This window comes from Collinsella ureilytica, from assembly GCF_019795105.1.
In the GTDB taxonomy this organism is placed as follows: Bacteria; Actinomycetota; Coriobacteriia; order Coriobacteriales; family Coriobacteriaceae; genus Collinsella; species Collinsella ureilytica.
In genome coordinates this window covers 1-16,806 of the sequence record NZ_JAIMFO010000009.1, presented here as the reverse complement: position 1 = coordinate 16,806, position 16,806 = coordinate 1, and the positions used below count along the sequence as shown (strand labels likewise).

The following is a 16,806-nucleotide window of genomic DNA, read 5'->3' as shown; positions in this document are numbered from 1 at the left end:
AACGACAAAAGAGGCGACTTGCAGATTGCAGGCCGCCTCTCTCGCCAGTAATTTCATGAGGCCTTTCGGGCGTCACTGAAGTCAGCATTGAAGAAAAGATCCCAATGCTTAACACCCTGATACAGTGCGAATGTTACGCACTCCTCTGATGGTGAAAATACTAGAGTTTCCCCTTCAACGTAATTCGTAACATCGAAGGTCACCGAAGAGATGCGCTCCTTGATCTTTGAGAAAATATTGCCCCATGAAGTCTTTACAATACTTCCTGAAACGACACTCACGCTCGTATCAGAAGAGGCATCAGCAAGCTTTAAAACTCCAAGTGTAGTGTTCACAATAGGCACGGTAAGCAACATCTTATTATCCTGTACCACGAGCGTGGCATTGTTCTGAACAGGCTTAATCGGCTTATTAAACGGCGGGTTACCGGGATTGGTCACGTAAGCATACTCACCAATCGGCGTATCTTTCTTATCAGTAAAGATATTGGCCGTTACCGTATACGTACCCGGAGCAATGCTTGCACCACGAAGGCCTGAGCTCACCTGCTGAGCGGTCGCCTCCTGAAGAAGAGGGCTCTCGGGAAGCAAGGTGGATGCCGCCGCAACAGCAACTCCGGCCAAGACAAGTTTCACAAAGTGACGACGATCAACGTTCGCCATTTCCTGTGTTGACAGGCTCATAAGAATCCTTTCGATTGGGCTTCATACAAGCGGTGTACGCCTTATTCATCAGCAGTTTCTTTGAATCCTTGTAGGCGTGCTGTTGCTAGAGTCACAAATTGTAAGATTAGGTTTACTTTTTTAAGAAAAGCTTGATCTATCCATAAGTTTTTTAAGCCGCTGTATCTAAGCCGCACCTAGGCCTCAAGGAAGTTACCGTCGAGCACCTCGATCGTATTACCGCGAAGCGCAATTAAGCCCTCGTCACGCATACGACCAAGCTCTCGAGAAAGAGCGCTGCGATCCACACTCAAATAGCGAGCAAGATCACTTCTTGTCATCTCCGAGGTACTGCGAATCACATCCCGAGTATCGTCTTGCGCTAACAAGAAGAGCTTAATCCGATCGCGCAAGCGCTTTTGAGCAATCATTTGCATCTTGCGGTTCAAAAGCATGTTTTTACGAGCCAGCATCCGCGTAGTATTTGCAAGCACGATACGAGCGCTCACGCTCCCAGATGATGACGGCCCTACAAAGGCACGAGAAATATCGATCCAGATAACGCGTGCGGCAGAGGCAGCCTCTACCTGCACGATACTGGGATCTCCCGCACAAGCAATTGCCTCGGCAAACGAGCCTCCACGTCCGATAGCTGCAACGATTGAGACATTTCCCGCCTCATCATAAAAATCAATGCGAACGCGGCCGTCGATCACAATACCAAAACTACGCGTGCAATCCCCCATGCGAATTAGCAGTTCGCCAGCCTCATACGTCTTGGTATAGGCACCGAGCTCGCGCAAGGCGCACTCAAGCTCACCTGCTTCAATTCCATTAAATAATGACGTTTGAACCACGACTGCTCTCGTGTACTTGTCCATTGCCCCACCCCCGCTCGGCTCAAAAAATCCCACATAGCCAAAAGCACATCTTCTTTATGTTAGAAGACTATAACAATTTTCTATCTGGGGTCTGTTGCCATGGCAAAACGGCGCGAGCAAAGGGCGAGTCTTACGAGTGCTCGAATTTAGTCAATCAGCATGGCATCGCCAAAGCTCAAGAAGCGATACTGCTCTTGTACTGCATGAGCATACGCTTCCATAATTTGATCGGTGCTTGCGAGCGCCGAAACCAGCATCATAAGGGTAGATCGCGGTACATGAAAATTGGTAATGAGGGCATCCACCACGTGATAGGTGGAACCAGGCATTAAATACAGCTGAGTTAAGGCATCTTCTCGCACCACAATATTGCCGCGCTTGAGCACATCTGCCCCGTTGGCACGACCCTCAAAGCCACGCGCAACGAGCGGTACCTCCCCTGCTCGAGCTTCTGGATCAAAGGCGCTTTCAAGTGAGCGAACAGCGGTCGTACCTACAGCAATGACGCGGTGTCCAGCAGCCTTGGTGGCCTGCACCGCCTGCACCACAGACGCGCTCACGTGATAGCGCTCCGTGTGCATGCAATGCTGAGTTGGATCGTCTTCTTCCACCAGCCGAAAGGTATCAATACCCACCTCAAGCTCAACGGTCTCCCAGCCGCAACCCTTTGCACGAATCGCCTCGATAAGCTCAGGGGTAAAGTGCAAGCCAGCCGTAGGAGCTGCAGCAGAATGCTCTTCACGCATTGCATAGACCGTCTGATATTTTTCAGGATCGCCCTCGTACTCGGTGATATACGGAGGCAAAGGCACATGGCCCGCAGCATGAATCGCCTCGTCTAGACTTCTCGCCTGTCCTGTTACACCAACTCCTTGTGGCTCAAAGCGCACCAGCCTGCCGCCCTTGTTCTCGGGAATAAAATCGAGAATCTCTCCAGTCAAAACCACCGGAGCGGTAGCGGGAGCATGCAGCCCTCCGGCGCGATATTCAATCCGTGCGCCTGGCTTTAAGCGTTTGCCCGGATTCACCAAGCATTCCCACACCGAACCTAAGGCATCGAGATCCTCGCGGCGGCGCAGCAAAAGCGTCTCAGATACCCCGCCGGTACGCTCCTTTTGACCAATGAGGCGCGCTGGCATCACGCGTGTGCGGTTTGCTACCAGCAAATCGCCCGGCTCAAGATAATCAATAATATCGCGAAAGATTTTGTGCTCGAGACTACCACCAGCTTGCAATGAGTGGCCAGATGCACCAGGCAAGCGATGCAAAACCAGAAGCCGACAGCTATCGCGTGGCTCAGCCGGACTTTGAGCGATAAGCTCATCGGGCAGGTCATAATCAAAATCATCAGTGCTGAGCGCCATGCGAACATCTCCAGAATATCTCGGGTTTGCGTCGCTCATCATAGCGCAAACACCGAACGCACTCGGTGGTTATTCCGCCGCTCGTCACGAATTCGGGCGCGATCTAGAGCTGCTTCTGCTGCAGAGAACCTGCAGCCACAGTAGCGCTGACGATACATTCCAAGAGCTCGTGACCTTGCCGTTGCCTCACCATACCAGGGTCGCCAATCGCGAATAACGGGTGTGAGACCATGAGCGCATGCCAGGCGCTCAAGTAATTCATTTGAGACCTCGAACAGCTGATAGGGAGAAACTGCGAGCGTTGTAGCAACGTGGGTGAAGCCTCGCGCTTCGGCTACAGAGCATAGCTCGGATAGGCGCAAACCATAGCAGGCACGGCAACGCCGAACGCGATCAGTTGCTCCAAGAGGAGCCACTCCACGCTCCCACGCATCAAGATTATCCGATGCCTCAATCAGCTCAATATCTTCTGCCGCACACCAACGCCGGAGCTCATCCAGACGCCTTATGCGCTCAGACTCAGGCTGGATATTAGGATTGGTCCAGCAAATCGTGGGATCAAGTCCTTCAAGTCGCAGATGGCGTACCGGCTCAAGTGAACACGGAGCACAACAGGCATGTAATAAGAGGCGCGCCTCACTCAATGCGATCCACCTTCTTTTGCATCTTCTTGTGCGCGGTGAAAGCGCACGCCCCAGGCCGTATCCTCGCAGTACACAATGGCTTTGTCTCTGATAACCGCCTCAAAGCAGCCCCAGTCTCCAGTGCAGCCCGTAAGATGAATGACTGCGACCACCCACGCGGCAAGTGAGTAACCGGTAAGCACACCAAGCACCACCAGCAGGCCGGTAATAACTACGGTTGGTGCCATGATAATCAACTGGTAGCGCCGACGGCTATACGACACTCCCTCAGCACTGGCAAAGATAAGGCCGAGGCTCCACGAAGCTCCAAGGCGCACCCGAGCACTCGGTGCCAAGATCTTAAAGAGCGCGGCATGAATGAGCTCGTGCAAAACATACGAACAGAGAATGGCACATAGCACGCCTACAATCCAGAGCGCCCAAAAAGGAACCCCAGCACCCAGCAAAGTTGCATCGGTGGGGACAGGAAGTTCCAAAAGCTCTGAGATCACCGAAAACCACAGCACACCTGCCAATCCGCCCGCAAGCGCAACAACGCCAGAATGAGCCGTTGCGCGTCCGAGAAACACCGCATCTTCGGTGAGACGCAACTCAAAAGAACCGGCATGACCGCCCCCTGTGCTCATCAGAACCGGAGCGCTGGGATACCGAGGTGCATTTGAACCAAGGCCTACCCGCGCTTGCTCCAACATGCGCGCCTGATCAGGCTGGTCTGCAGAAATGGGTCGCTCAAAGGCAATCCGCCTCGGATCTCCACCACCATGAGAGACGAGATCAAATGGCTCAAGCTCAAGAAAGCCCTGCCGCATTAAAAAGGCACGCATGGCAATATTGCCCGGGTGGGTGTCAACGCGAATACTGGTTTTCCCTGCGCGCTGAGCAAGCTCTGCTGCCGCGCTAAACAGCGCTCCCATAACGCCTTTTCCCAGAGCATGTTCAGCCGTTGCACAACGATGAATTGCCGCATACGGTACCTCTGGTGCCCCGGCAGGGGTGGGGAGCCATGCAATCGGAGCTGCCTCATAATCTGGGTCAGCATCGAGCTTGAGTGCCAAGGTGCCCACAATGGTGCCCCGACGGTCTTCAGCAACAATGCACGATCCACAGGCAATATCGGTCTCAGCCTCCGGTGTACCCGGATAGCCATCCTGCCACTGATCAATCCCCAACCGAGCAATCGAGCGACGGCCGTCCTCCAATACAGAGAGGACACCTACAACATCAGAAGGCACCGCACGCCGAATCATAAAGGGTCGATCAAGGCGCTCCTCACGCATGCCGACCTCAGAACTGACTTTCGTGTTTACGGAAAAAGTCAAAGCGCGGAGGAAGGGTTGTGATCAGATGCTCTCCTGGAACCTCACCTTGAGCGGTAACCAAATCATCGAGCGAGCCAAAGAGATGATCCCAGCTAAAGAAGAGCTCTGGATCAAAACGCAGGTTCTCGCAGATGAGTTCAGTGCCTTGAGGCACAATACCGTGCATAAGCACAGAGCCTACCCAAAGCTCATAGAAAGCATCTCTCAAGGCTGCTGCCCCAAGCTCGTCAGCTCGCTCTTGATCGCCTGAACTCTTTGCGTCCTGCGTTGCTTTTGCAGCATCACTCCAGCGCTTATTCGCCCGACGCAGCAGCTCATCGCAGGTAGCTAGTGCACGATGAAGCTCAAAGCTATGCATAGCTCGCTCAAAAGCAAGCATGGAAGCTTGTACTTCTTGAACAACTTCTTGAGCTGCTAAGCCAGCAGGAATAGCGCCGGTACGCACGGCACTTGCCGAGCCTTCTTTTGGAGCAACGGCGTAGAAGCACGACCGTGCCAGCCGGTTAAAGACACCGGTAAGCATTGCCCCTTCCTTTAAGACAGGATCGATCACGCGCTTATCATCGCAAGCACGAAGCGGCGTACCGTCTTGGTTTTTACCAACGACGCGCTCATCAAAGGCCTTAGGCGAAAAGCTCACCGGCTTCTCCCCTAAACCGAGTGAAAGCCAATGGGCACGCAGCTGCTCGGCCGTATAGCGATCCAGGAGCTCACGGGCAGGAGGCGGCGGTGTCTCTGAGCTCGAGCTTGCTTTCTTCCCCTGATAGAGCAGGTGATAGTTGGCCACAACCGTTGTGGGCTCCATGTTCCAGCCCAGCGCATCCCATAGTGCAGACTGTGCCACTCCGTAGAAGTAGATATTATCTTGGCCGATGAACTGAAAAATCTTTGCCTCAGGAGAGCACCACCAGGCATGCCAATCAAGCTGTGCATGAGAGCTGCTGGGGCAAGCCTGCTCTGCATCGAGAGCAAGAACCGTACGTGTAAAGCTGATGGGTGCCCATAGACTCTCTGGCCATACCCAGCACGTGAGACCAGAGCTATTCTCAAGCGTGGGAACAGGAACGCCCCAGTCAATATTGCCGGTAATTCTAAAGGGCACCAGAGCCTTACCTGAGCGGAACCGCACGCCCCCTTCACGCAGTGGCTCATGGGCTTGATCGCGTTCGCGCCAGCTCGGAAAACTCACCACAAACGAGCCCTTGCCATCAGGTGACTCCTCAAGCGTATGCTCGGGGAGCTTGCTCCTCAGCTCTTCAAAGAGCTCACGATATTTTACCTGGATATGCAAGCGCGGTGGCAGGAGCCACTCTTCCATCGTGGTGCGCACCACCGAGCGGGTGGTCTCATCATCTGCAAGCGCTGCTACCCGCTCGCGCAAGCAACCAAGAAAGGCCGGTAAATCAAAGTAAAAATTATCAACCGGCACCAGCTCAGGTACCTCACCGGTGAGAGCACTCTTCGGAGCAATGAGCTCTTCCGGCTCATATTGATGTCCTAAATCGCACTCATCTGCATAGGCCTTTTCTGAGCGACATCCCTGGATGGGGCAACGGCCTAATACCTGGCGCCCATTCAAAAACTGATTCGCAGATGGATCAAAGAACTGCTTGGTAGACCGCTTGAACAGCTGCCCCTGATCGTACAGGCGAGAGATAATCTCTGCAGTCATCTGCTCATGAATCTTTGCAGCAGGCTCTAAGGCACTGCCCGCATACAGGTCACACGATACCTCAAAAGCAGCAAGGGTCTCTGCCTGATCATCATGGTACGACTGGACATAATCTTTAATAGATCCCGTGAATGTGCCCGCTTCTTTGCGGCGACGATACCCTTCCATAATGGGAGAGCCAAAGCAATCAGTACCCGAAACGAATATAACGTTTTGCGCTCCGAGGCGATCGCGCAAGAAGCGTGCGTAAAAATCAGCTGGAATAAAGACACCGCCTACATGACCAAAGTGCAGGCCTTTATTTCCATATGGCATACCAGCGGTAATAACAGCTCGCTTTGGCCAGCTGGGGCGACCTTCAAGCGTTTCATGAGAAGCCATGCGGCTCCGTCCTTTCTAAAGCGACGTTCGAGGTTAATTCCTCATTATGGCACAGGGATCAGATTGCGCTCTGTGTTGTTTGCTACAGACCTGCTCGGATAGATCTGAGCGTGGCAATATCTTCTGCTACGTACCGAGCTGTGCGCAACAATGCCTGAGCGACACGTGCGCGACGCTTACCGCTTGGCCGCAGAAGCTGAGGCTCAAGCATTCGTATCACGGTCATTTTCCGTGGCTATTGCGCCAAATCTCTCGCCCTAAGCCTAAGGCCAGCACAAGCGCAGAGGAATAGCCTAAAAATCCGATAACCGGAATACCAAAGATCACCGGTTCGATCTTGGCGTAGTAGACTACCGATGAGCCAATAAAAAGACCAGCCACCACAATGGCCATCGAAAGCCGGTCGATAATGCCACCTATGTGGCGCAAGACCTGCTCGCTCCCCAACAGCTGGGTGTTGATCTTGAGCTGGCCACGGGTAAGCATTCTGCTTGCAAGATCCAGCTGACCTGCAGCAACAAGGCTACTTTTGAGTGCCTTCCACGAATCTGTCTTAAGCTCTGAGGCCATCTCTTGTGCAGCACTCACGGGATTTGTGGAGCGACTCATATGCCGAGCGATGATCTCAATCATATTCACGTCGGGCAAATACTCACTGAGCAATCCTTCGAGCGTCACGAGTCCGCGAGCAAACATGGTGACCACACTGGGCAGCTCAACATCATTTTTGCGCGCAAGGTTTACGAGCGCATTAAAAAGACCGCCAACATCGAGATCTTGCAGATCGCGAGCGGCAAAATCCGACACGATATAGTCGAGATCTGTAAGAAAGGCCGCATGATCAAGCTCTGATGAGTCACCCCGCGAAACCGCGAAGCGCATCAGGGCATCCTTTAAGTCGGCAACGTTTCCGCGAGCGATAGAAAAGATCATTTCCTGCACAAGGCTGCGGTCATGCCCGCCCATTCTGCCAACCATGCCCAGGTCAATAAAGTAAATGACTCCACCGCTCACAATGATATTGCCCGCATGAGGATCGGCATGGAAAAATCCATCATCTAAAACTTGCTGAGCATAGTCTTCAACAATTTGAGAACCAATATCGTGCAAGCGAAAGCCAGCTGCACGCAAGGTCGCTGGATCCTCGACCGAGATCCCCTCGATATAGTCCATAACCACAATATGCTCGGTGCAGTACGCCGTATACGGCCGAGGGCAAGAAATATTGGGCACACCTACATGAAGATCGTAGAACTCTTCAAGATTTTTTGCTTCCATTAAGAAATTCGTTTCCTCACGAAAGCTTTGCCAGAGTTCCTCAACCACACCCGTAAAATCAATGACCTGCTCTGAGCGCATAAAGCGGCTGACATGGCGCGCAAGTGAGCGCATGATATCGATATCTTGCGCCATGATCTGCTGTGCGCCCGGACGCTGCACCTTCACGGCTACGTCCTCACCAGTTACCAAGCGTGCCCGATGCACTTGAGCAAGCGAAGCACTTCCTAGCGGGTGCTCAGCAATCCACGCAAAAACATGCTCAGGTGCTATGCCGTACTCAGCTTCCAAGCAGTCACGCACAACTGAGAAGGGTACCGGCTCCACTTCGGTTCGCAAACGGCCAAGCTCGTCGCAATACTCTTGCGGCAAAATCTCTGAGCGTGTAGCCAAGATTTGCCCCATCTTCACAAACATGGGACCCAAATCTTCAATTAAGCTCCGCATGCGCTCAGGGGTGAGCCCTCGCCACACCTCATAGGTGCGAGCGAGCTTAAAGATCTGACCGATACGGGCACGTCTGCCTACCCGCGTGAGCTGATAGCGCTCACTCGGTGCCAAAGAAGAGGGGGCTCCGGGAACTGCGTCCACCGCGCGCGGGACACGATGAGACGCAACAGAACTGGTTCGCTGAGCCTCCTCACCATGTTGCTTCTGTGTGCTTTGATCAGCTGGCATAAGGATCTACTTGTCTGAGTTTTCCTCATGGCAAGGTGCTGCTGGCTCGTCTTGTGCTTGAGGCTCCTCGTGTACCTCGTGCTCCACCTCAACCTCTTCTTGAGCAGGGGCTGGCTTCTCATCAGCATGCTCAATGAGTTCAGTAAGGTGCGCTATAAGCTGAGGGCGCTCCTCGGCAGGAATCGAGCGAGCGCGCATCAAGACCAGCTCATCCAAAACCTTCTCGGCAAAGCCCTCGCCTTTCGTTGCGAGACGCTCGGTTACCTCGCTCACCGTACCGCCTGCCTGCGTGAAGGTATCTGCCACCGAGCGAACAAAATCTGATTCGGGAATATCCCGGCGCGCCTGCTCACCTTTTGCCTCAAGATCTGAGATGACCGCTTTGCTCTTCTCTGCAGCTACCGCCGCAGCACCAAAGCCCACATTAACCATCCCATTAATAATCTCTTCAAATTTGGTAGCCATACTACTCCCTTCACACCCAGCCAACAGCTGCATCGATATATCCTGATGTACCCGGAGATGAGCTTGTCTTACCTAAAAATACCTGCCTCTTAAGCCTCAACAAAACGAACGCCACCTGAGCTCACTACCGCTCGTTATCGCTCATGGCAAAGCCATTCGACATCGCACAGCTCGTGGTATAGAGCACCTGAGCAAGGAGGTCTTCAGTCGCACGCTTCAACTCAGAAGCTATGGTGGCATTCGCCCGCTCAAGAACCTCGCGATCTACCTGGTCAAGATCCTCATGGGCAGATGCTGCTACCTCGCGCAAGGTCTTATGACCAAGAGCTGTCATAGCCTGCTGGTATGCCTCAATCGTCATTGCATTATCGTGGTAGCGCGCATCCGCCAACGCGCCGATGAGTCTGTTTGCCCAATAGAAGTTCTCACTCGTTACCCGTGAGGTGGTATTGCAGAAGTACTCTGGGAGCGAGTCTACATGGGCAAACAGAGGAACAATGGCATTAAAGGGATTCGACCCAAAGGCCATCCACTGAATAGCCTCTTGGCCAGTCGGAACGTTGGGTCTAAGCTGTAATACTGCCAGCTGATTCGTGCGATTGATACCAATGGGGCGGTACGCTGCCCGGCTCTTGCTACTCCCCTTCCAGCCATAGCAGTCATAGGGCGTACCCTCAAAATGCGAAGAGAGTACATCTTTGACATCTTCAATGGTGAGCTTGCGCTCAGGAACTCGGCACCACGGAATATCATCAGACTCAGGGCTCAAGGGTGCCTCTGGGCTATCCCAATCGTCTGAAGGATTAAGGCAGCGCTGCATGTACCAAGCACGCGGCGTATTGTATACATGATCTGAGTGTGTATGAGAGCCAAAGGCCTCACGCGGATTAAACTGAGAACCATCCCCTCCAAGACTGAGATCAAGATGGTTGGCTTGCATCCATGCACGCAGATCGGCACTTGCCATGAAATCTTTTCGCTCACCTTCCGCATCCGCAAGGTCAAAGAAATCAATGCCGAGCTGGTTGGGCATCGTTACATACGTATCATCGGGAACCCGGCGAGCAATCCAGTGATGCCCACCCACGGTTTCGAGCCACCAAATTTCATCGCGATCAGAAAAGGCAATTCCGTTTGCCTCATAGGTACCATACTCTTGCAACAGCGCGCCTAAGCGCTCAACACCCTCACGAGCGCTGGCAATATAAGGCAAGACGATCGTAACGAAGTCTTCTTCGCCCAAGCCACCCCGGTGAGCCGGAACATAGCCCTCTTCACCCTTTACGCCCTGAGCTGGAGCATATTCCACATACGGATCTGCACCTAACACGCGGGCATTAGTGGTAATGGTCTCTGTTGCAGTCATAGCCACACCATGCTCATTAATACCGGCAGCCGCCCAGATGCCATGGCCATCTACCGCATCGGGCACTGAGGTATAGCGCACGGGATCTGCAGGCAGGCTGAAGGAAAAGTGTGAGCCTATGCTCGTATACGTCTGAGGCTGATCCTTTGGGTGAATGACAGCCATACGCTGCGGCTCAAACTGACCATTTGGTGAATCTTCATTTCTTGCGATGATAGTTGATCCATCATAACTTGCATCTTTTCCAATCAGAATCGTCGTGCAGGCCATATAACCTCCTTGAATAAAACGTTCACCGCGCGCTCATCAGCAAAACGACAAACGAAGGTGAGTACATTCACTCTCAGTGTAGCGTCTTTGCATGCCAAACGTACCTATACAGCCGAATACACGCAGCTCGAGCGCGGGTAACGCAAGCCTACAGGCGCGATTGATATGCAAACAGGTGTTTCACTCCAGCTCAATACAACTGATCAATTTTAACAGGCGAACGTAAGGGCTTTATCGGAATGTAGTTTTCTCGCGTGTCACTGCGGCGCGAGAGGGTAACATAGCGTAACGACGCATCGGATTCCCGGCGTCAGGAAATCGTCGCACTCATGTGCGGCAGAAAGAAAGGGTTAGCATGGCAACCGGTACTCTCAAAAAGTCGTTCTTCCGTGAGAAGGGCTTCGGCTTCATCACCCCGGACGAGCCCATCGAGGGCTCCAACGGAGACGTCTTCGTGCACTTCAGCGCGATTCAGATGGACGGCTTCAAGTCTCTCGAGGAGGGTGACCGCGTAGAGTTTGAGGTCGGCCCTGGCAAGAAGCCCGGTGAGACCCAGGCAATCAACGTCGTCAAGATCGGCTAAAGGGTAGCGAAGATAATCACTACCTTGCCTGAAAGGGGATCCGCGAGGATCCCCTTTTTGGTGATCATGAAGTATACGCGGCCAAAAGCAGGCTCGTCGCCCCAAAAGCGTGCAGCACAGCTCATGCACGCAGTGCCATGCATTAGCGCGATGAAGCTCCCTCGATACCCAGATGCTCAAAAGCGACCGGTGTAGCAAGGCGACCCTGCGGCGTGCGCACGATCAGCCCCTGTTGCAACAAATAGGGCTCATACACATCTTCCAAAGTAGCAGGGTCTTCTCCCACAGCTGAAGCGAGCGTTGTAAGCCCCACCGCTCGTCCTTGAAAGGTGCGGCAAAGCGTAGTCAGAATCCGCACGTCCATCCAGTCAAGCCCCAGCTCATCAATACTGAAAAATGAGAGTGCTTCACGCGCAACCTCGACAGTAATATGACCTTCACCACGTACTTGAGCATAATCGCGTACCCGCTTGAGCAAGCGATTTGCAAGACGCGGAGTACCACGCGAGCGCGATGCAATCTCAAAGGCTGAAGCAGTATCAATTGCTACATCCAGAATAGACGCGGATCGCATAACAATCTCTGCCAAATCAGACACCGCGTAATAGTCTAGGCGAAACGAAATACCAAAACGATCACGTAAGGGGCCGGTTAACATACCGGATCGCGTGGTGGCTCCTACCAGCGTAAATCGTGGGATGTCTAAGCGAATTGAGCGCGCGGCCGGACCTTTGCCAATCACAATATCTAAGGCAAAATCTTCCATGGCTGGATAGAGCACTTCTTCAACAGCGCGATTGAGGCGATGAATCTCATCGATAAAAAGGACATCGCCAGGCTGAAGATTGGTCAGAATAGCCGCAAGGTCTCCCGTACGCTCAATTGCCGGTCCTGAGGTTGTCTTAATCTGGGCACCGAGCTCGTGTGCCACCACCGTAGCAAGCGTCGTCTTACCAAGGCCTGGAGGCCCTGAAAAGATTACATGGTCAAGAGACTCTCCTCGCGTGCTTGCAGCCTCAATTAGGATGTGCAAACTCTCCTTGATATGATCCTGACCACAGTACTCATCAAGGCGCTGCGGGCGTAAGCTGCGCTCGACATCCAAGTCATCAGAGGTGAGGCTTGCAGTAGCCAAGCGCTCAGTACGCTCACCAGCTGCTGTATTCCCATCTGCCCAAAGATCCTCACTCGAATCGGCTTCCCAAATCATGATTGAGACCCCAATCGCCTGAGCGCACTCGCAAGCACATCTTCTACCCGATCAGACGAAGCCTTTGAGTCCTTCAAAGCCAACTCAGCCTCCTTGGGGGTGAATCCCATAGAAAGCAAGGCAGCCTCGGCCTCCTCAATACCTGACGAGCCTCGCGGCACATCAAAAGCCCGAACAAGATCTGCCTCTACCATATCCCCTGCGGGCGGACCGTCTTTTGCAAGCACACTCTTAAGCTCCAAAATTAAGCGTTGAGCGGTTTTTTTGCCAATGCCGGGAACCCGGGTAAGACTCTTTGCATCCTCAGCAAGAATGGCAGCATAGAGCTGAGAGGTGCTCAATGTTGAAAGCACCGCCAAAGCAAGGCGTGGGCCTACTCCAGAAACCGTAATGAGCCGGTCAAACTGAGACCGCTCATGCGTGCTGTGAAATCCATAGAGCTGCAAGGCGTCTTCACGCACCACTAAGCGGCAATACAGCCTGCACCCCTCTCTTACAGCAGGCAAAGACGCTGCCGTAAAGGTTGAGATACCAAGCTCATAGCCTACGCCAGCAACATCGATGACACAGCTCGTAGGCAGAGCCTCAACAAGCGTGCCAGAAAGAAGGGATATCACAACACATCACACCCGCTTCGTGCAAAGACCCTAAGACCCAGCAGGACAACATGAAGAACAGTCATCGGATAGCGCCTCCGTTGGCTGCATGAGACATAGTACCAACAGCAGCTCGAGCCCACCGCACATGAGCGTGACAAATGGCGCAGGCAAGAGCATCTGCCGCATGATCTGGCCTCGGCTCATGATCAAGATGGAGTAGGTTTTTTACCATGAAGATGACCTGGTGCTTATCAGCGGCCCCGGTACCGACAACTGCCTGCTTGATTTGCATCGGTGTATACTCCCCCACTTCAACTCCGCAAAGCGAGCAAGATACCAAAGCGGCACCACGAGCATGGGCAGTAGGGATTGCAGAGCGCACATTGACGCCAAAATAGATTCCCTCAATTGCTGCCTCATCAGGATGATAGCCTTCAACAACCTGGCCAATTTCATCTGCAATATGCCGAAGACGCACTGCGAGTGGAGCGCCCGCCGAGGTTTCTATACAGCCATAGGCTCGACAGCGCACGCTCCCCTGACGTTCCTCAATAATTCCCCAGCCGGTATGAGCCAAGCCAGGATCGATGCCTAGGATAACCACGAGCCTCCTCTCACCCATTCGAACATCTGTTCTATTGTAGCACAGAGGTGGCTTTCCTCGCTCAGGTCATACCTGCTTCTAATTAAGGGAAAAGAATGCAGATCCGCCCATGATTTCACTCGATCCTCCCGGTACATCAGGACGAATCTGTCCGCCGATGTTCCCAAGATTTTTCAGATGGTTTTCAAGTCCCTCAAGATCGTGCTTCATGAGCTCTTGCGCCATGTCTGATTCAAGCTCGGCAATTTGATCTGGCCTCAAGCCTAAAAAGCCACCAATAAGAGAAAATACCTCGCGACGCATTTCCTCTGCTCGACCCTCAAAAATCTCTCCCACGCGAGCCGCCTCACGATTGGCTACCTCATCAATCTTCATCAATTCAGCGCCCATCCGCCCCAGATCAGACCAGCCAAGCTGTACCGGCCACGCGCGCTCAGCAAACGAGCGAGCCGAAACCACAGGAACCATAGGCAGCTGACGGCGAGGGCCTTCCCCATATCTTACAAGCACCAACAACATGGCTATCGCGCCATACTCAGCATAGGTAATATCTTCCAGTGTGCAATTATGTTCCACATGCTCTCGTATGATCCCGTCGATCTGGGAAGGCTCTAAGGGCATAAGCAGACGGTTGATACGATCGCGATTCTCTTCATCTTCGTATGTGCCCTCAATCGAGCGAGCAAGCATGCGCTTCATTACCCGACGCACCTCCTCGAGCGACACAAGCTCTGAGGGAAGCACCGCTGAAGCTCGATTTCTCATCCGCGCAAGAAACTCAAGTTCTGTGAGGAATACATCACCAAACGGAGCGAGCGGAGCCACTTCTGCCGTCACCATCGGCCCGGAGGCAAGCGCGTAATCGGTCTTGGTCAGACTCGAGAGTGGCAGTGCTCGATATGAACAGGCAACATCCATGAGACAAAGGCCTTCAATGCCTGATTTCAGACGGCGCAGTGCAGTTGGCGGGCGCACTTCATCAGAATCTGCGGATCCAGGACCTGAAATACTGCGCTCCACCAGCGTAATATGCAGCATTGAGGCAATGGATCTCACCTGGGCAACGCGAGCATCCTCACGCGCTCGCTCCCAAGGTGTGAGCGTATCGTCAGACTCAATGAGCACCCCGATCACACCCCGAGGGCCAAAGGCATCGGTTGCGAGCACCGCTAATAACGCACTGGGAAGATCTCCCGTAATATGCAGAGCAACGCGCGACATTCCCTCCGCATTGAGCGCATCTTGCATCTGCAGACGCAAGGCATTCCAGATCCACTCATGACGATCATATACAGGGATTAGATCTGAAGACAAAGCCGGAATGGTAGCGTCGCGACTTATATCGCAGATGAGCAGATCTTCCTCAAAGCAGGGTGAAGCGGCAATAACCTTGCCACCATCATCTAAGACAAAGGATCCGCCGCAAAAGATATGCTCGTCAAAGCCGCCAACACCCATCATGCAGGCCAGCCATAGGCCTTGGTCTTGAGCCAGGGTAGCAAGACCGCTCTCTTTGATTCCCGCAATACCGCGAGCTTTAGATTCCGCAACGGTAAATGGTGTCGTATCAAAATAAAGTGCAAGATCAGTTCCCGATGGCAGCGAGGCCAAATCCTGATGGGGGTCTAAGGTGAGCGCTACACGAACACCATCGATATCAACCACAGGAGGTGTCAGCTGCGGCAAGCCAGGGCCTCGATGCCCCATAAGAACCAGCAGTCGCAAAGGAACAACATGTCCATCACGAACGAGAAAGATTTCGAGCAGAGCATTTCCTGACACAGGGATAATCGCCGGTATAAAACAAGCAAGCTCGGTCTCTTCAAGGTCTTCTGCAAGCACGGTGAGGGCTGTGAGCAGGTCATGCATATAGTTCGGCGATTGAATGAGACCGCCAGGAGCAAGCCCTGTCATAAGCGGGGTAGGAATCGCAAGAGCCTTCACGCCTTTGCGAAGCGCAATTTCTACCTGCTGCTGAATACGGCTGAAGATGAAGGGGATATCCCCAAGCCTGGCATTAATCTGAGCAAGCGCAAGCCGCATATGGCGATCCCTTTCTCTCACTACTACAAAGCACCGACGCGAATACCTCTACCCTGTGCATAGCCTATCAGGATACATAAGGGTCGCTCACCTGCGGCAAGCGACCCTTTTGATGTACAAACTCCCCTCAAGCGAACTCAGGCTTAGAAATCAGCTTTCCAGAGTCCGTGCAGGTTGCAGAAGGCATAGACTGAGCCATTCTTGAGGCCACCGGCAAAGAAGGTAGCCGGAGTCTGCCCAGGCTTGAGATAATGAACCTCAAGACGAGACTCTGCCTCAAGAGCAATCCACTCAATATAGTGCTCTTCAAGCATGGGATGCTCAACCTCTCCCACCTTTACGTGGATGAGATTGCCATCGCGCTCAACATCTACTGCAGGAACATGCTTTTCCTTTGCAGCGTCAACCGTATTAGGAGAAACGGCCTCAAAGCCAGCTGGAGCATCAATCTCATTGATGGCAGCAATAAAAGCGCCAGTCTTGGTGTTCCGATAAAAAGTCGCCATAGTGTCGATCCTTTCGTAGTAACGGTGTAGTATCACATGAGACAGTATTCCCTAAACAAAGGGCATCAAACCACCTTCACAGGGCTTTCGGATTGTGGAGTAAGAAAGAGGAGTGCTTAAAACAACGAGGTCAACGCCCCTACCCAGCACCATCGCAAACAATGCGAGCGCAAAGGCCGCCAGACCAAAGACACTGAAGCGCAAAAGACCCGGCCACAAAGCGTCGCAGATGAGCGCCTTCGCAAACGAAATAAGACCCGACTGCAAAGCAGACGAGTCTT

General features: G+C 53.1%; 16 protein-coding genes. 1 reads left to right on the top strand and 15 read right to left on the bottom strand.

All coding sequences use genetic code 11. The features are described from left to right. Nucleotides 1-53: 53 nt before the first annotated feature. The 9 genes from K6V98_RS07880 to K6V98_RS07840 form a co-directional block, all read right to left on the bottom strand. A complete protein-coding gene (locus tag K6V98_RS07880) occupies nucleotides 54-683 on the bottom strand; it encodes a twin-arginine translocation signal domain-containing protein (RefSeq protein ID WP_222199986.1) in 630 nt (209 codons plus the stop codon). Between the two features lie 176 nt (nucleotides 684-859). Beyond that, complete coding sequence (locus tag K6V98_RS07875) at nucleotides 860-1,543, bottom strand: Crp/Fnr family transcriptional regulator (RefSeq protein ID WP_222199985.1); 684 nt, start codon at nucleotides 1,541-1,543, stop codon at nucleotides 860-862. A 146-nt stretch (nucleotides 1,544-1,689) separates the two neighbouring features. Beyond that, entirely contained in the window at nucleotides 1,690-2,907 is a 1,218-nt protein-coding gene (queA, locus tag K6V98_RS07870) for a tRNA preQ1(34) S-adenosylmethionine ribosyltransferase-isomerase QueA (RefSeq protein WP_222199984.1), read from the bottom strand. A gap of 38 nt (nucleotides 2,908-2,945) precedes the next feature. Beyond that, nucleotides 2,946-3,551 carry an epoxyqueuosine reductase QueH gene (locus tag K6V98_RS07865; RefSeq protein ID WP_222199983.1) on the bottom strand — a complete coding sequence of 202 codons (606 nt, stop codon included), beginning with the start codon at nucleotides 3,549-3,551 and terminating at the stop codon, nucleotides 2,946-2,948. After that, nucleotides 3,548-4,828, bottom strand: coding sequence for a GNAT family N-acetyltransferase (locus K6V98_RS07860; RefSeq protein ID WP_222199982.1), 1,281 nt, complete (start codon nucleotides 4,826-4,828; stop codon nucleotides 3,548-3,550). The genes K6V98_RS07865 and K6V98_RS07860 overlap by 4 nt, the downstream gene beginning before the upstream one ends. Nucleotides 4,829-4,835: 7 nt before the next feature. Beyond that, nucleotides 4,836-6,923: a class I tRNA ligase family protein gene (locus K6V98_RS07855; protein ID WP_222199981.1), complete on the bottom strand. Its 2,088-nt coding sequence runs from the start codon at nucleotides 6,921-6,923 to the stop codon at nucleotides 4,836-4,838. Between the two features lie 222 nt (nucleotides 6,924-7,145). Then, nucleotides 7,146-8,879: an ABC1 kinase family protein gene (locus K6V98_RS07850; RefSeq protein ID WP_222199980.1), complete on the bottom strand. Its 1,734-nt coding sequence runs from the start codon at nucleotides 8,877-8,879 to the stop codon at nucleotides 7,146-7,148. A 6-nt stretch (nucleotides 8,880-8,885) separates the two neighbouring features. Beyond that, a complete protein-coding gene (locus K6V98_RS07845) occupies nucleotides 8,886-9,344 on the bottom strand; it encodes a hypothetical protein (protein WP_222199979.1) in 459 nt (152 codons plus the stop codon). 124 nt (nucleotides 9,345-9,468) lie between these two features. Then, nucleotides 9,469-10,980: a C69 family dipeptidase gene (locus K6V98_RS07840; protein ID WP_222199978.1), complete on the bottom strand. Its 1,512-nt coding sequence runs from the start codon at nucleotides 10,978-10,980 to the stop codon at nucleotides 9,469-9,471. A gap of 355 nt (nucleotides 10,981-11,335) precedes the next feature. Here K6V98_RS07840 and K6V98_RS07835 point away from each other — a divergent pair, with 355 nt between their 5' ends. Further along, on the top strand, nucleotides 11,336-11,563 hold the full coding sequence (locus tag K6V98_RS07835; protein WP_222199977.1) for a cold-shock protein: 228 nt from the start codon (nucleotides 11,336-11,338) through the stop codon (nucleotides 11,561-11,563). 142 nt (nucleotides 11,564-11,705) lie between these two features. Here K6V98_RS07835 and ruvB read toward each other — a convergent pair whose 3' ends face one another. The 6 genes from ruvB to K6V98_RS07805 all read right to left on the bottom strand — a co-directional run. Continuing rightward, nucleotides 11,706-12,773: a Holliday junction branch migration DNA helicase RuvB gene (ruvB, locus tag K6V98_RS07830; protein WP_222199976.1), complete on the bottom strand. Its 1,068-nt coding sequence runs from the start codon at nucleotides 12,771-12,773 to the stop codon at nucleotides 11,706-11,708. Further along, on the bottom strand, nucleotides 12,770-13,390 hold the full coding sequence (gene ruvA, locus K6V98_RS07825; protein WP_222199975.1) for a Holliday junction branch migration protein RuvA: 621 nt from the start codon (nucleotides 13,388-13,390) through the stop codon (nucleotides 12,770-12,772). Before ruvA ends, ruvB begins: the two co-directional genes overlap by 4 nt. A gap of 61 nt (nucleotides 13,391-13,451) precedes the next feature. Continuing rightward, nucleotides 13,452-13,976, bottom strand: a complete 525-nt coding sequence (ruvC, locus tag K6V98_RS07820; RefSeq protein ID WP_222199974.1) for a crossover junction endodeoxyribonuclease RuvC — start codon at nucleotides 13,974-13,976, stop codon at nucleotides 13,452-13,454. Nucleotides 13,977-14,054: 78 nt separating this feature from the next. After that, the gene (locus tag K6V98_RS07815; RefSeq protein ID WP_222199973.1) at nucleotides 14,055-16,019 is read right to left on the bottom strand and encodes an NAD(+) synthetase; all 1,965 of its coding nucleotides are present in this window, start codon (nucleotides 16,017-16,019) and stop codon (nucleotides 14,055-14,057) included. Between the two features lie 143 nt (nucleotides 16,020-16,162). Beyond that, a complete protein-coding gene (locus K6V98_RS07810; RefSeq protein WP_222199972.1) occupies nucleotides 16,163-16,525 on the bottom strand; it encodes a desulfoferrodoxin family protein in 363 nt (120 codons plus the stop codon). Between the two features lie 51 nt (nucleotides 16,526-16,576). Next, on the bottom strand, nucleotides 16,577-16,806 hold a 230-nt coding region (locus K6V98_RS07805), incomplete at its 5' end, for a hypothetical protein (RefSeq protein ID WP_222199971.1).

Excerpts from the sequence above, each read along its gene's own strand:
- K6V98_RS07880 (WP_222199986.1), bottom strand. The coding sequence starts at position 683 with ATGAGCCTGTCAACACAGGAAATGGCGAACGTTGATCGTCGTCACTTT.
- K6V98_RS07875 (WP_222199985.1), bottom strand. The coding sequence starts at position 1,543 with ATGGACAAGTACACGAGAGCAGTCGTGGTTCAAACGTCATTATTTAAT.
- queA (WP_222199984.1), bottom strand. The coding sequence starts at position 2,907 with ATGGCGCTCAGCACTGATGATTTTGATTATGACCTGCCCGATGAGCTT.
- K6V98_RS07860 (WP_222199982.1), bottom strand. The coding sequence starts at position 4,828 with ATGCGTGAGGAGCGCCTTGATCGACCCTTTATGATTCGGCGTGCGGTG.
- K6V98_RS07855 (WP_222199981.1), bottom strand. The coding sequence starts at position 6,923 with ATGGCTTCTCATGAAACGCTTGAAGGTCGCCCCAGCTGGCCAAAGCGA.
- K6V98_RS07850 (WP_222199980.1), bottom strand. The coding sequence starts at position 8,879 with ATGCCAGCTGATCAAAGCACACAGAAGCAACATGGTGAGGAGGCTCAG.
- K6V98_RS07845 (WP_222199979.1), bottom strand. The coding sequence starts at position 9,344 with ATGGCTACCAAATTTGAAGAGATTATTAATGGGATGGTTAATGTGGGC.
- K6V98_RS07840 (WP_222199978.1), bottom strand. The coding sequence starts at position 10,980 with ATGGCCTGCACGACGATTCTGATTGGAAAAGATGCAAGTTATGATGGA.
- K6V98_RS07835 (WP_222199977.1), top strand. The coding sequence starts at position 11,336 with ATGGCAACCGGTACTCTCAAAAAGTCGTTCTTCCGTGAGAAGGGCTTC.
- ruvB (WP_222199976.1), bottom strand. The coding sequence starts at position 12,773 with ATGATTTGGGAAGCCGATTCGAGTGAGGATCTTTGGGCAGATGGGAAT.
- K6V98_RS07815 (WP_222199973.1), bottom strand. The coding sequence starts at position 16,019 with ATGCGGCTTGCGCTTGCTCAGATTAATGCCAGGCTTGGGGATATCCCC.
- K6V98_RS07810 (WP_222199972.1), bottom strand. The coding sequence starts at position 16,525 with ATGGCGACTTTTTATCGGAACACCAAGACTGGCGCTTTTATTGCTGCC.